Genomic DNA, 13,184 nt, shown 5'->3' with positions numbered 1-13,184 from the left:
AGCAACGGCACAGGCCGTTGCTGATCGGTGTTGCGAGGTCGTTGGACGCTTGGGTTACAGCGGACGACCAATACCGTTGCAGATGTTGGACTTGCCGATGCTCAGGTTGCTGGTAGCGGTGAGGAACGTGTCGTTGATGGCGGTTTTCCAGGTGTTTGGCAGTGGCACGAAGCGGTTGTTGCGGATGGCCGCATCGTTGCTGCTGAAGGCGCTGGTGTTGTAGTGACGGGTAAAGAACGTGCGGACCTGGGAAGTCTGGTTAGCGTTGGCGTAGCACTGGCTGAATACCACGTTGGTGAAGCCCAGGATTGGGTAACCGGTGGTTGGGTAGGCGACTACGCTTGGGTCGGTAGAGCTGGCGGCGGCAGCAAACACTGGAACCCAGGCATTTGGCAGGGCGCGGTTGGTGGCAGACGGTACCGGTATCACGTTGATTGCCGCCGACACGTTGGCTGGGGCAGGCGAAACACCGGCAACGGTTGCAACTTTGGTGGCGTCATCCAGACCGGCCAGAGTAGCTGCAGCGTAATCCGGGCTCATGTAAGTGATGCGACCCTGGGCAGCGTTCAACGTGCTCATTACACCAGCGCTGGTGTCGGTGAAAAAGCCACCGGCCGGGTTGGCTTGTTGCAATGGGTTGAGTGCGCCAGCTGGCAAGCCGCCGGAGAAGCTGCTGCCGAAAGCCTGAGTCACGGCAAATTTACCGCCCTCCAGGGTCTCGCTGCACTTGGCGTTCAGGAAGCGCGTGAACAGTTCGGTGGTGCCACTGTTCTCTTTGCGGTAAATGACGGTGATCGGGCCGGTGCGGCCGGAGTCAGGAATCAGGTCCCAGGTGGTCAAGCGACCCGAGAACACGCCGCACAGATCGTTGACACTGAGGTTGACTTTCTTGCCTGCCAGACCGGTCTTGTTGAACGGAATGGCAACCGAAGTGGCCACCGAAGGCACCTGGATCAGCGGCCCCCAGGCTGCGCCATGGGCAGTCACGTAAGTGCTCAGTTCGGCTGAGGACAGCTTGGAATCGCTACCGGCCCAGTGCACGTTCTTGGGAGTGACAGTGGCGTCCAGCTTGCCGTAGTTGTTGGTCAGAAACGCCGCTTTGCCGTTGCCGCTGCCCACGCCGATGTATGGGGCGAAACCGGCAGTCAGAACCCCGGCAGTCTGGTACAGAGGCTGTGGCAAGGTGGCGCCGCCGCCGTTGACGTCAGCCATTGCAGCCTGGGCCGAGCACAGTGCAGCGAGGGTCAAGGAAACCGTGAGTACGTTGCGCTTAAACATGAAGAAGCTCCTTTCGTCGTGTTCATACGTTGAGGTAGATGGTTCTTGCATGACGCTATGGCGCTCGGTTCTCACGCCTTGAACCAGAGGGTTTGCGAGATGAGGCCATGACCCACAAGCTCGCAATTTCCGATGACAGATGTAGGAAAAAACCTCGGGAGGAACACCTTGATTTTTAAAAAAATTCTCGGGTGTTTCGGCAATGATTCTGGTGTGTTTCGGCACAGGTGACAGAGGGATTTCAGGCGCCAGGAGCTGGAGGTACTACGGGCTGTGCGTCGTGCCTGCAAAGATGACGGAATGAGGAACCCGAGGTTGGGCGGTGGGGGCTTGGGTTGCGTGATTACACATTTTTATTTTCTGCAAATACCGCTCCCACATTTTCAGATGGTTCAGGTCACCAACTGGTTGATTTCGATAATCGGCAACAGCACCGCCATCACAATCACCAGCACCACGGCCCCCATCACCACGATCATCAGCGGCTCAAGCAAGGCCGTCATGCCCATGGCACGGCGCTCGATATCCCGCGACAGGGTTTGCGCGGCGCGCTCGAGCATCGGTGGCAGGGACCCGGTTTTTTCGCCGCTGGCGATCAGGTGGATCAACACCGGCGGGAATACTTTCTCCACCGCCAACGCCGGCGCGAGGTTGACGCCTTCACGTACCTTGGCCGTGGCATCGCTCACGCTCTGGCTCAGACGGTCGTTGGACAGGGTCTGGCGCGCCGCTTCCAGGGCGCGCAACAGCGGCACACCGGCGGCCCCGAGGATGGCCAGGGTCGAGGCGAAACGCGCGGTATTGAGCCCCAATACAAAACGCCCGATCAGCGGCAGGCGCAGTACCCGCGAGTGCCAGTTCATGCGTGCCACAGAGTTGCGCAGGTACAGGCGCCAGCTCCAGAAGCCCGCCACGATTGCGGCAAAACACAGCCATCCCCAAGCGCGGATAAAGTCACTGGCATTGAGCATCGCCAACGTCAGCCCCGGCAGGTCCTGGCGCGCCTGGGAAAACGCGCTGACCACCTGGGGCACCACGTAGCTGAGCAGGAAAATCACAATGCCGATGGACACCAACCCCACCACCCCCGGATAGATAAACGCAGTGAGGATCTTACCCCGCAGGTTATTGCGCTCCTCGATGTAGTCGGCCAGGCGCTCCATGACCTGGGCCAGATCGCCCGACTCCTCCCCCGCCGCAATCAAAGCCCGGTAGATTGACGGAAAATCCCGCGGCCGCGCCGCCAGCGCATCGGCCAGGCGCATGCCACCGCGCACATCGGCACGCACGCCGCTCAAAGTCTGCGCGATGTGCTTTTTTTCGGCCTGCTCGACCGTGGCGCTCAGGGCCGCCTCCAACGGCAGGCTCGCCCCCAGCAGGCTTGCCAACTGCCGCGTGGCCCAGGCCAGATCGTTATCCGACAGCTTGGCGCTGAACACACCGCCGCCCACCGCTGTGTTGGGGCTGCCTTCGATTTGCACCAGTAACGCCGTCAGGCCCCGGCTGCGCAGGCTGGTAAACGCCGCGCTCTGACTGTCGGCTTCCAGGTGCCCGGATTCCAGTTTGCCGGTGGCATCGGCGGCTTCGTAGCGATAGCGATTCATCAGGCGTCCCGTGTTACGCGCAGGATTTCTTCGGGGGCGGTGGCGCCGCTGCGCACCCAGCGTTCGCCGTCTTCGCGCATGCTGAACATGCCGGCACGGCGTGCGGCGGCTCTCAAGTCCTGCTCGCCGGCGCCTTGATGGATCAGACCGCGCAGGTCATCGTCGATGCAGAACAGCTCATGAATCCCGGTGCGCCCGCTGTAGCCGACCTGGTTGCACTGCGCACACCCAACAGGCCGCCAGGTGCCCGGCGCCGCCGGGTCTTGCTGCTTGCAGTGCGGGCACAGGCGGCGCACCAGGCGCTGGGCCAAGACGCCGAGCAAGGAGGACGCCAGCAGGAATGGTTCGACGCCCATGTCGATCAGCCGGTTGACCGCTGAAACGGCATCGTTGGTATGCAGGGTGGCAAGTACCAGGTGACCGGTGAGCGAGGCTTGCACGGCGATCTGGGCGGTTTCCAGGTCGCGGATTTCACCGATCATAATGATGTCCGGGTCCTGGCGCAGGATCGCCCGCAGGGCCAGGGCGAAGGTCATGTCGATCTTGGCGTTGACCTGGATCTGGCTGATACCCGGCAGGTCGTACTCCACCGGGTCTTCGACCGTAAGAATGTTGCTGGTGCTGGCGTCCAGCCGGGCCAGGGCGGCGTAGAGGCTGGTGGTCTTGCCGCTGCCCGTGGGTCCGGTGACCAGCACGATGCCATGGGGTTGGCGGATCAGGGTGTCGAGTTTGCCCAGCACGTCGGGGTCCATGCCGAGGGTTTCCAGTTGCAGGCGCCCGGCCTGTTTGTCCAGCAGGCGCATCACCACGCGCTCGCCGTGGCCGGTGGGCACGGTGGACACGCGGATATCGATGGGGCGACCGGCTACGCGCAGGGCGATGCGGCCGTCCTGGGGCAGGCGTTTTTCGGCGATGTCGAGTTGGGCCATGATTTTGATCCGCGAGACCAGGGCGCCGTGGAGGGCCTTGCGCGGCGACACCACGTCGCGCAGGGTGCCGTCGACGCGGTAGCGCACCACGGAGTGGGTTTCGAAGGGCTCGATGTGAATGTCGCTGGCTTCGTCACGGGCGGCCTGGGTGAGCAAGGCGTTGATCATGCGGATCACCGGGGCACCGTCCTGGGTGTCGAGCAAGTCGGTGATTTCGGGGATGTCTTGCATCAGGCGGTCGAGGTCGACTTCGTTTTCGGCGGCGCCCACCACGGCGGCGGCGCTGCCGGTGTCGGCGTAGGCACTGGCGAGAAGGCCGTCGAGTTCGTCGTCGCGTACGTGTTCGATAGGGGCATCGCCGAATTGGCGCTGGACTTCGCTGATGGACCATCCGGGGGTGGAGGGGCAGATGGTCAGGGTGGGGCCTTGTGCTCCAGGGTGAAGGAGGATGCGTTGGGATTTGGCCCAGGCGTAGGGGAGCAGGCTCATGGCTGTGTCCGTTGTTTTGTGTCCATATCCATTCCTTCAGTCATGACTGACATGGGTTCCGCTCTTACAGCGGACTACCGCCCGGTTTGAATGGTGTAGAGCAAAAGCAAAGACAAACAAGGTCCAAATGTGGGAGCGGGTTTGCTCGCGAAGGTCGTTAACGATGATGCTGGCATCCTGATTGAACGCGGCGCTTTCAGATTTTTCGCGAGCAAGCTCGCTCCTGCACAAGAGCGGCTTTTGATTTTGATCTGCAGGCCCCGTCAACCACGATGGCCGCAAGCAGGCCCGGTGTAGCGGGTAAACCGGCACCGAGTGATGGGGCCAAGACCTTTTGGTCACTTCTGGGGCGTTTGCCAGAAGTGACCCGCTGTAAGCGCGCGCCCCTGAGTGGCCGTTACCGCAGCAACGGATATACCCCCAATCCACCCCCGCCATCACCGCGGCACCGCCCGAATCACCGCCCGAGGCATCTGCTCCCCAGGAATGGCCTTCTCCACCGAAGGCAGTTGCGGCGCCTGCACATCTGGCATCGCCCAGCTACGCTCCGGCTGCAACCCACCCTGAGCCCGACGCATAAAGTCATAGCGATTGAGCGTAATACTGCGCCCCGCCTCACTGTCACGAATGATGTAAGGCCGCAAAAACACCATCAAGTTCGTCTTGCTCACACTGCGCGCTTCGTTCCTGAACAACGCCCCCAACCCAGGAATATCCGACAACCACGGCACCGCATCATTGCTCTGGGTGTAGCCGTCCTGCAGCAGCCCGCCCAACACCATGATCTGCCCGTCATCCAACAGGATGCTGGTATCAATCGCCCGCTTGTTGGTCACCGTTCCCGCTTCCACCGACGCCCGCGCATCCACGCTGCTGACCTCCTGGTAGATATCCAGCTTCACCGTGCCGCCCTCGGAAATCTGCGGGCGTACGTTGAGCTTGAGCCCGACCTCTTCACGCTGCACCGTCTGGAACGGGTTGTTACTGGTACCTCCGCCACCGGTCACATAACTACCAGTGACGAAAGGAATGGTCTGGCCGACAAAGATGCTCGCCGCTTCGTTGTCCAGGGTCAGCAGGTTGGGCGTCGACAGCACATTGGTTCCGCCCTTGCTCTTCAGCGCCCGGGCCAGGACCTTGAGGTCCAGCACCTTGCCGATCCCCGGAATATCCACCGTGCCGTCCACCAGGCCGATGTTCAGGCCCTTGGGCAGCACATCGATGCTGGTCTTGCTGGCAGGCGTGCCATTGAGGCCGCTACCGCCGAGGTTGACCCCGCCAAAACCACCCTTGCCCCCCAGGTTCCCGGCTTGCCATTGCACGCCGAACTCACTGGCATCGTCCTCTCCCACTTCGACGATCAGGCTTTCGATCACCACCTGGGCACGGCGCTGGTCGAGCATGTCGATGACTTCCCGCAGGTTGCGGTACAACGGCTCCGGCGCGGAAATCAGCAAGGTGTTGGTGGTAGCGTCAGCCTGGATCGTCACGCCGCCGGCGCTGAACGCCGTGTTCTGATCATCGGCTGCATGGCTCGCGCCGCTGCTGGTGTCCTGGCCAAAACCGCTGGGCTGTACGCCATTGCCGGCAGGCGTGCCGCTGCTGTTCTGGGAACTGCCTTGCCCGTTGGCACCCGCTGCGCCCATGGCGCTCAACTTGGAACGCGCGTTGTCGCTCACGCCACTCTCGCTTTCGCCGGTCAGCATGCCCCGCAGCGACTGGGCCAGCTTGCCGGCCTGGGCGTTGCGCAGGTACACCACGTGCATGTTGCTGGGGTTGCTCTGGGCGTTGTCGAGTTTGTAGATCAGGTTACGCGCCAGCTCCGTGCGCTCTGGACTGCCGGTGCGGATAATGATCGAGTTGGAGCGCGGGTCGCCGATCACGTTGATTTTCTGGGTCTGGTCGCCGCCCTGGGTTTCCAGCAGTTCGGCAACCATCGCCGCGATATCCACGGCGATGCCGTTCTGCACCGGCACCACGTCGGTGTCGATGGCGCTCGGTGTGTCGATGCCGTCGATGATCTGCGCCACCCGCGCCAGGTTTTCCGCGTAGTCAGTGATGACGATACTGTTATTGCCGGGGTAGGCGTTGATCGGGTTGTTGGGTGACACAATCGGGCGCAGCACCGGGATCAGGTTCACCGCGTTCTCGTATTGCAGGCGGAAGGTGCGGGTCTGCATGCCATTACCGCTGGGGTTGGCCGCGTTGTAGATCGGCCCCCCCAGTAGTTTGGCATCGGCCTCCGGCACCACCTGGGCGACGCCGCTGACGTCCACCACACTAAAGCCCTGCATGCGCAGCGCCGCCAGCAACATGTCATAGGCCTGATGCGCCGGGACCTGGCCTTCACTGACCAGGGTCAAGTTGCCTTTTACCCGGGGGTCCACCAGAAACTGTTGGCCGGTGGCTCGGGACAAGGCCCGCACCACGGCCTGGATATCGGCCTCGACAAAGTTAAGTTGCACCGGCTGATCACCCAGCGGGTTGCGCACTTTACCAGGCGCGGCGGCGTGGCCGCGGGCGCGATGGGTGATCGGGTGCTGCACCGGGGGGCGCTGGACGATTTCACGCTGGCGGTCCAGCAGCGCATCGCCACTGCGACGGGTGTCGGCCAGGGGCTGCCCCAGCTCGCTGTCCACCAGCAAGGGCAGCGGAGTCGGCGACTGGGTGTTGCTGCAGGCACTGAGCGCCAGCAACAGCAATGGCGCGACTTGCCGAAACGGCGCCGGATGGGGCAATGACCACTTCATGAAGCTTCCTTAGCGCCAGGCGCCTGATCCATGCGAACGGTCCCGGACAAATGGCCGGCCGGGTTTTCAACGACGTCGCCGGCACGCTGCAAACGCGCTTCGGACACCTCCAGGAAAAATGCACGCGGGTTGGCCACTAACCAGCTCACCACGGCATCCGCCGGGGCCTTGTCAAAGGTCAGGCGCCAGCCGCCGGGTTCCAGCGCCTGCAACTGGTAAAGGCCCTGCAGGCCGGAGCTGTCGAGGCTCTGGCGCAGGGCGGCTTGCAGATCCTGCCCGGTGCCCACGGCGGCACCCATTGCAACGCCCTGCAATAACACTTGCAAGGTATCGGCCTGGGTGCGCAGCTTGGGCGTCTCGACCTGCCAGTATTCGATCTGTTTCAGCGCTGGCGCAATCAGCAGCAACCACACCAGCATCCCTGCCAGTACCGCCGTCCCGCCGCCCAGCAGGCGTTTTTCCCGCGGCGCCAAGCCAATCCAGACGCCCCGGAACTGTCCATGCAGGCGCTGGTAAGTAGCCGTTACGCGCTTATTCATGGTCGGCTCCAGGGTTCGATGGACCGTCGACCAGGTCGGCAAGCGGCTCGATGATCCACTCCTGTGCATCGCGTCGCGCCGTGAAGCCGGCCTGGGCCAGCGCCGCTTGCCATTCGCCTTCGGCGGCCGGGCTGCGACTGTCGGCCAACAGATTCAGGTGCAGGCGGCCTTGCTCGAAACTCAAGGTTTCGACACTGCCGACCATGAATGGCATGGTGTTGCCCGCCAGTTGCAACAGGCTGCTGAGGCCCTGGCTGGTGTCGGCGGTACCGTTCTGGCGTGCGGTCAACTGCTGGCGAGCCTGCTGCAAGGGGTTGAGAATCACCGGCAACTCGGGAAAGGCTTGCTTGACCTGGGCCACCATTCGCGCCTTGAGCTGCTGACCCTCGTTTACCTGACGCGCTGCATACAGGTTCAGGCCCAAGGTCCAGACCGTCATGGCCAATACCGATAACCCGAGCGCTCGCCCCCAGCCCGCACTACCCGCAACAGTGCGCTTGAGCCGCGCGTGCAAGCCCCAACCAGGCACCGCACCCTGCCAGCGCTCCGGGGCAGCACTTTGCACCTGATGCAAATCCACGCCGCCGCTGAGCAGCGCCTGCAACGCTTGCTCACCCAACGGATGCATATCCGCCTGCTGCAGGCTTTGGCGCACCAGCAAATGCCCCTCGATACAGACAACTGTCAAGCGCCCGGCAGGCGGTACGGGCAAAGCGTAGGGCGCCGGGTACAGGCCGCGCAGATTGATATGCGCCAGGGTCAGAATCCGCTGCAAATGTTCCAGACGGACTTTAGGCAGCCAGCCCACTTGGACCTGCCCGTTGCTTTCACGGGGTCCATGGACAACCTGCATCTGCTCCAACGGGCCAAGGATCAACGCCTGGGCGGCACAGGCCACGGCGGCAGCCACCTTGGCCGGCGGCAATTGCGGCAATTGCAGGCTGGTGAGCAAGCTGTCCCGTGGGTGCAGGAAGCACTCGGCCGTCAGAGCTTTATGACCTTTGCCTAACTGCACGAGACTGGCCTGGCCTTCGCGGCTGACCTGGCCGGCGCGGTCCAGCCAGGCAAACTGCACCGGGCTTTCGACACTCAGTTGTTCCAGCGGCGGCAAGGCAATCCGCAGGCGAGTCATGCGCCCACCCGCCACCAGATAACTCGGGGCTGCCGGTCTTCGGGGCGATGCAACAGCGCATCGCCCCTGACTCGGCGTTGCTCGCGGCGGGCCTGGCCCTGCCAGCGAAACCATTCGCTGGTGATGCCCACTTGCACCGTATCCACCGCAACCTGGGGCATACGCAGGCGGTTGACGAAATCCCCGCGATTGATGAACCAGCGTCCGCTGTCCCGCTCGGCCACCAATGCCTGGGCCTGAGACAGACTGAGCCCCGGCACCACCGCGCTAAGCACTTGGGCACTGGCGGTATTGCCGTTGACCCAGGTATTGCCCGGCAGCACGCTGACGAAGTTGGCCATGCGCTTGAGCACGCGCGGCTCCAGGCCCTTGATACCGGCCAGGTCATCCAGGCTGCGCAGCATCGGGTATCTGGCCGGGAGTATGTCACCACCGACGTCAGGCGATGAGGCGACTGGCGGCGCCGTGCGCAGATCATAGGAGGCAATCACACGCTGGCTGATGCGACGGCTGACCTGGGGGTCGATGCCGATCAACTGGCACAGGCGCTGGAAGTTCTGCAGTTGCGTGGCGTCCGACATCTGTTCTGTCACCAGGTTGCGCAGATTGAACTTGCCTTGCTCGTCGTCCATCTGCCCTTCGACAGTACCGCCAAAAGGCTGCGCCCACGGCTGATCGAGACGGGTCAGCACATCCTTCTGCCGCGCCTCCCATAACTGTTCGCGGCTCGCCTGCAGCCCGCCCTGCAACAACCAGTTGCCCTGCACCCGCAGTTGCTCGGCCTCAAGGCTGCGGGTGAAGACGGTTTGCCGGGTAAGCATCGCACCTGCCATCACCGCCACCACGGCGGCGATCAGCAAGGCACTGATAATCGCCATGCCGCGCTGCTTCGCCGCAATGGGCGAATGCCTGTTCATGGCGCGCCTTACAACTGCCAGGAGCCGATATCGGCATTGACGCCGTCACCATCCGGTTCGCCATCGGCGCCCAGGGAGAACACATCGACCTCGCCGTTGGCCCCCGGGTTCAGGTAGTGATAAGGGCGGCCCCAAGGGTCATTGGGCAAGCGCTCGAGGTAGGCGCGCCAGTTGGTATTTTTCGCCTCATTCGGGCGTTCTGCCAACACCTTCAAGCCCTGGGTCATGTTCGGATAGCTGCCGTGGTCCAGGCGATAGAGCTTGAGCGCCTGCATCAAGCCGCCGATGTCTTGTTTGGCAGCGGTAGCCCGGGCCTGGTCCGGGCGATCGAGCACCTTGGGCACGACCATCGCGGCGAGAATCCCGAGAATGACCACCACCACCATGATCTCGATCAAGGTGAAGCCACGCTGGCCAGCAGGGCCTCGCGACAGGGACTTGAAGTGCGCGATATCCATCTCGACGTTCCTTGGCTTGAGTGCTTTTCGTCGCGCAGTGTTGCAAGACTACATGTCAGGCGTATTGAAAATCCTCGGGAGCTTTGGTCGCCAATCGGTCAAGTCCAAAGGCTAGTCTGCGGGCCTGTTTCCCGGCATCGAGTAGACCATGCGCGGCCGCCGCAAGAGCGAAGGTTTCACCCTGATTGAGGTGCTGGTAGCCCTGGCGATTATCGCGGTGGCCATGGCGGCGGCCGTGCGTGTGGCCGGGTTGATGACCCAGAGCAACGGCCTGCTGCGAGACAAATCCATAGCATTGCTGGCGGCCCAGAGTCGCTTGGCCCAAGTGCGCCTGGACGGGAGCGTGAAACCCGGGCGCCGAACCTTCGAGTGCGATCAGGGCCGGCTGAAGCTGCGCTGTGAACAAGTGATCGGCATAACCGCCGGTGGCCGCCTGTTCAAGGTCAACGTGCAAGTGCTGGACGCTACCCGCGAGGCGCCGCCCTTGGCGCAACTGGAGACATTGGTCGCGCGCGCGCAACCGCAACAGAAGCAGGTTACGGCCCAGTGAGCACAGGCAAGGCCGGCGCGTCGGGCAGTTTGTCGAGCTTCACCCGTTGCTGTTCGCCACCGCGCTCGATCACCACCGCATCGCCCTCGATGGCTGCCAGCCGCATGCCGGGGCCCAGGCGCTCGCCGGGCAGGAAACTGCGCGGTGGGCCGTCGTTGAGGCTGAGGATCGCCACCGCCCCCTGGGCGCCGGCCAATACGCCAGACACCTTTATTTGCACGGCCGCCGGAACATTGGAGAACCACTGCAAGGCTGGATTATCGCTGCGGGCGGCCAATGCCTGGGGCACCACCGCAGGGGTATGGGATTGGGCGGATGTCAGCAATAACGGCGTCCAGATGACGACGCCGGCCAACGTCGTCACCAAGGCCAGGGCCTGGATGCCATGGACGAGAGATAAACGATCGGTGAATGCCATGGGTGGGACCTCCTGTTTGTCCGTCTCGACAGCCTACAGGGCAATTCTCACGGTTTTATTTCACCGGTTCATGCTTTGGGAGCAACCATGATTCGACGCCGACAACAGGGCTTCACCTTGATTGAGTTGATGGTGGTACTGGTGATCATCGGCATCGCCAGTGCGGCTATCAGCCTGAGCATCAAGCCAGACCCGTTGCACCTGTTGCGCAAGGATGCCGAGCGCCTGAGCCAATTGCTGCAAATAGCCCAGGCAGAGGCCCGCGCGGATGGCCGCGCCATCGTCTGGCGGGCAAATGCCAAGGGGTTTGGTTTCAGTCGCACGGGCGACAATGGCGTGGACGTTGATGGCTTCGACAGCGACTCGCAACTGCGCCCGCGAGCCTGGGAAAACACGCCGATGCAGGTGAGCATCGAACCTGGGCAAACCCTGATATTGAATGCCGAATGGATCAACCCGCCGCTGCGTATCATGCTGTCGGACGGACAGCACCGCATCAGCGTGCAACGAGATACCGCCGGCGTATTGCAAGTGGTGAACCCATGAAATATCCACAGCAGGGCTTTACGCTGATCGAAGTGATGGTGGCGATCATGCTGATGGCCGTGGTCAGCCTGATCGCCTGGCGTGGCCTGGACAGCGTGACCCGCGCCGATGCCCATTTGCAGGCCAGCACCGAGCAGACGCAGGCGCTGCTGCGCGCGCTGAACCAGTTGCAACTGGACGTCAGCCTGCGGGCGGGAGTGGAACTGGCGCCTCCACCCGGCGAGAACCAACCGCCGTCGCCTGACGCGCTGGCTGCGGTGACCGTGCGCAGTTCCGACAGCAAGGGTTTTGATCTGCAGTTGATCCGCAGCGCGCCGATCCCCGGTGACGGTCTGCAAAGGGTGCGCTGGTGGCTCAAGGGGCAGACCTTGTATCGCGCCGGCGCTGCAGCTCGGGATCGTTTTCCGCTGCCTGCGCCCAAGGCGGGGGTTGCGGTACTTGATCAGGTCAGTGACCTGCAAGTACGGGTCTGGGATAACGACAAAGGCTGGCGGCAGTTGAGCGGTAATCGCCAGGAAAACCCGGTGGGGATGGAAATCACCCTGGTACGCCAGACGCCCCAGGGCGTGGAGCACTATCGGCAGGTGCTGGGACCGCTGGACTGATGCCAGGCCTGACGCGCTTCAGTCCACCTAGCTGAGCAACACCACTCCTCCTGGCAGCTCGGTACATTTGGCCCCATAGGCATCGCGGATCAGCAACGCCACACCCGCCAATTGCTGCAGGCTGAACCGCGCCTGCACACGCCGGCTGCCCAGCTCGCGATTAAGCAATACCAACATCCCCGGACGATAACGGTTGATTTCGTCAATCACCGTATCGAGTGGCGCGTTGTTGAACACCAGCACTTGATCGCGCCAGGCAACGACCGCCTGGGCGTCCACCGCCACAGACTCGCCCAGGCCCGCAGCGTCATAGGTCAGTTGGCGACCGCCCTCCAGTTGCACGCTTCGCCCAGCCACCCGGACCGCAAGCGCACCTTCGATACAGGTCACGCATACGCTGTGATCGGTATTACGCACGTTGAACCGGGCCTGAGTCGCACTCAACCAGCCCGCACCCGCCTGGACCGTCAGGGGTTGCGCCACGCGAGCGAGCACTTCGACCTCGCCTTCGAGCAGCTCGATCCCCTGCTCGCGTCGGCTGATCCGGGTTCGGGTATTGAGTTCCAGGCTGATACCGTCGCGCAGTTCGATCCGCCGCTGTTCGCCCACCTCGGTCCGGTAATCGGCCGTCAGTCCGGCCACACCACCAGGAACCAACTGCACCATGAACAAGGCGGCCGACGCAGCAACCGCCCCGCCCAGAAAGGCACGCCGCCCAAAATGCCGCGGTGCCTGCAGTTGCCCGGCTGCCGGGGCCAATTGTTGCCACAGTACCTTGGCCTCTTCGAACGCCCGCGCATGCTCCGGGCTCTGGGCACACCAATGGCGCAAGGCCTTGGCGTCAGCCACCGTGGCCTGGCCCGAGGTCAGCAGCACCAGCCAGTCACGGGCTTCGCTGCGCAGTCGGCTGTGGGGCGTATCCCGGGTGGAGGGAAAGTTAAAGATGTTCAAGCGCACGGGTACTCACGG

Annotated in this window: 13 protein-coding genes; 3 read left to right on the top strand and 10 right to left on the bottom strand. The window is 63.1% G+C overall.

All coding sequences use genetic code 11. The annotated features are described in order from the left end of the window. Nucleotides 1–54: 54 nt before the first annotated feature. The 8 genes from OQ460_RS09935 to gspG form a co-directional block, all read right to left on the bottom strand. Nucleotides 55–1,278, bottom strand: a complete 1,224-nt coding sequence (locus OQ460_RS09935; protein ID WP_410021632.1) for a substrate-binding domain-containing protein — start codon at nucleotides 1,276–1,278, stop codon at nucleotides 55–57. Nucleotides 1,279–1,670: 392 nt separating this feature from the next. Next, entirely contained in the window at nucleotides 1,671–2,882 is a 1,212-nt protein-coding gene (gspF, locus tag OQ460_RS09930) for a type II secretion system inner membrane protein GspF (protein ID WP_410021631.1), read from the bottom strand. Continuing rightward, nucleotides 2,882–4,300 carry a type II secretion system ATPase GspE gene (gene gspE / locus OQ460_RS09925; RefSeq protein ID WP_410021630.1) on the bottom strand — a complete coding sequence of 473 codons (1,419 nt, stop codon included), beginning with the start codon at nucleotides 4,298–4,300 and terminating at the stop codon, nucleotides 2,882–2,884. Before gspE ends, gspF begins: the two co-directional genes overlap by 1 nt. A 437-nt stretch (nucleotides 4,301–4,737) precedes the next feature. Then, nucleotides 4,738–7,050, bottom strand: a complete 2,313-nt coding sequence (gene gspD / locus OQ460_RS09920; protein WP_410021629.1) for a type II secretion system secretin GspD — start codon at nucleotides 7,048–7,050, stop codon at nucleotides 4,738–4,740. Then, nucleotides 7,047–7,589 (bottom strand): type II secretion system protein GspM, encoded by a 543-nt coding sequence (gspM, locus tag OQ460_RS09915; protein WP_410021628.1) that lies wholly within the window; start codon nucleotides 7,587–7,589, stop codon nucleotides 7,047–7,049. The genes gspD and gspM overlap by 4 nt, the downstream gene beginning before the upstream one ends. Further along, the gene (gspL, locus tag OQ460_RS09910; protein ID WP_410021627.1) at nucleotides 7,582–8,721 is read right to left on the bottom strand and encodes a type II secretion system protein GspL; all 1,140 of its coding nucleotides are present in this window, start codon (nucleotides 8,719–8,721) and stop codon (nucleotides 7,582–7,584) included. Before gspL ends, gspM begins: the two co-directional genes overlap by 8 nt. Then, on the bottom strand, nucleotides 8,718–9,638 hold the full coding sequence (gspK, locus tag OQ460_RS09905) for a type II secretion system minor pseudopilin GspK (RefSeq protein ID WP_410021626.1): 921 nt from the start codon (nucleotides 9,636–9,638) through the stop codon (nucleotides 8,718–8,720). The genes gspL and gspK overlap by 4 nt, the downstream gene beginning before the upstream one ends. 8 nt (nucleotides 9,639–9,646) lie before the next feature. Next, complete coding sequence (gene gspG, locus OQ460_RS09900) at nucleotides 9,647–10,096, bottom strand: type II secretion system major pseudopilin GspG (RefSeq protein WP_410021625.1); 450 nt, start codon at nucleotides 10,094–10,096, stop codon at nucleotides 9,647–9,649. 148 nt (nucleotides 10,097–10,244) lie between these two features. Here gspG and gspI point away from each other — a divergent pair, with 148 nt between their 5' ends. Beyond that, on the top strand, nucleotides 10,245–10,646 hold the full coding sequence (gene gspI / locus OQ460_RS09895; RefSeq protein ID WP_410021624.1) for a type II secretion system minor pseudopilin GspI: 402 nt from the start codon (nucleotides 10,245–10,247) through the stop codon (nucleotides 10,644–10,646). Here gspI and OQ460_RS09890 read toward each other — a convergent pair. Next, nucleotides 10,633–11,064 carry a type II secretion system protein N gene (locus OQ460_RS09890; protein WP_410021623.1) on the bottom strand — a complete coding sequence of 144 codons (432 nt, stop codon included), beginning with the start codon at nucleotides 11,062–11,064 and terminating at the stop codon, nucleotides 10,633–10,635. The genes gspI and OQ460_RS09890 overlap by 14 nt on opposite strands. A gap of 87 nt (nucleotides 11,065–11,151) precedes the next feature. Here OQ460_RS09890 and OQ460_RS09885 point away from each other — a divergent pair, with 87 nt between their 5' ends. Continuing rightward, complete coding sequence (locus OQ460_RS09885; protein ID WP_410021622.1) at nucleotides 11,152–11,610, top strand: GspH/FimT family pseudopilin; 459 nt, start codon at nucleotides 11,152–11,154, stop codon at nucleotides 11,608–11,610. Next, nucleotides 11,607–12,215: a type II secretion system protein GspJ gene (locus tag OQ460_RS09880; RefSeq protein WP_410021621.1), complete on the top strand. Its 609-nt coding sequence runs from the start codon at nucleotides 11,607–11,609 to the stop codon at nucleotides 12,213–12,215. The genes OQ460_RS09885 and OQ460_RS09880 overlap by 4 nt, the downstream gene beginning before the upstream one ends. A gap of 27 nt (nucleotides 12,216–12,242) precedes the next feature. On the opposite strand, the gene OQ460_RS09875 is transcribed toward OQ460_RS09880, so the two are convergent. Beyond that, nucleotides 12,243–13,166, bottom strand: coding sequence for a FecR family protein (locus tag OQ460_RS09875; RefSeq protein ID WP_410021967.1), 924 nt, complete (start codon nucleotides 13,164–13,166; stop codon nucleotides 12,243–12,245). Nucleotides 13,167–13,184: the final 18 nt, after the last annotated feature.

It is taken from the genome of Pseudomonas imrae (assembly GCF_046352735.2).
Taxonomy (GTDB): Bacteria; Pseudomonadota; Gammaproteobacteria; order Pseudomonadales; family Pseudomonadaceae; genus Aquipseudomonas; species Aquipseudomonas imrae.
This window is presented reverse-complemented; position numbering and strand designations above follow the sequence as displayed.

Coding starts and splice junctions, on each gene's coding strand:
- OQ460_RS09880 (WP_410021621.1), top strand. CDS start 11,607: ATGAAATATCCACAGCAGGGCTTTACGCTGATCGAAGTGATGGTGGCG.
- gspD (WP_410021629.1), bottom strand. CDS start 7,050: ATGAAGTGGTCATTGCCCCATCCGGCGCCGTTTCGGCAAGTCGCGCCA.
- gspK (WP_410021626.1), bottom strand. CDS start 9,638: ATGAACAGGCATTCGCCCATTGCGGCGAAGCAGCGCGGCATGGCGATT.
- gspE (WP_410021630.1), bottom strand. CDS start 4,300: ATGAGCCTGCTCCCCTACGCCTGGGCCAAATCCCAACGCATCCTCCTT.
- gspL (WP_410021627.1), bottom strand. CDS start 8,721: ATGACTCGCCTGCGGATTGCCTTGCCGCCGCTGGAACAACTGAGTGTC.
- gspG (WP_410021625.1), bottom strand. CDS start 10,096: ATGGATATCGCGCACTTCAAGTCCCTGTCGCGAGGCCCTGCTGGCCAG.
- gspF (WP_410021631.1), bottom strand. CDS start 2,882: ATGAATCGCTATCGCTACGAAGCCGCCGATGCCACCGGCAAACTGGAA.
- gspM (WP_410021628.1), bottom strand. CDS start 7,589: ATGAATAAGCGCGTAACGGCTACTTACCAGCGCCTGCATGGACAGTTC.
- OQ460_RS09935 (WP_410021632.1), bottom strand. CDS start 1,278: ATGTTTAAGCGCAACGTACTCACGGTTTCCTTGACCCTCGCTGCACTG.
- OQ460_RS09885 (WP_410021622.1), top strand. CDS start 11,152: ATGATTCGACGCCGACAACAGGGCTTCACCTTGATTGAGTTGATGGTG.
- gspI (WP_410021624.1), top strand. CDS start 10,245: ATGCGCGGCCGCCGCAAGAGCGAAGGTTTCACCCTGATTGAGGTGCTG.
- OQ460_RS09890 (WP_410021623.1), bottom strand. CDS start 11,064: ATGGCATTCACCGATCGTTTATCTCTCGTCCATGGCATCCAGGCCCTG.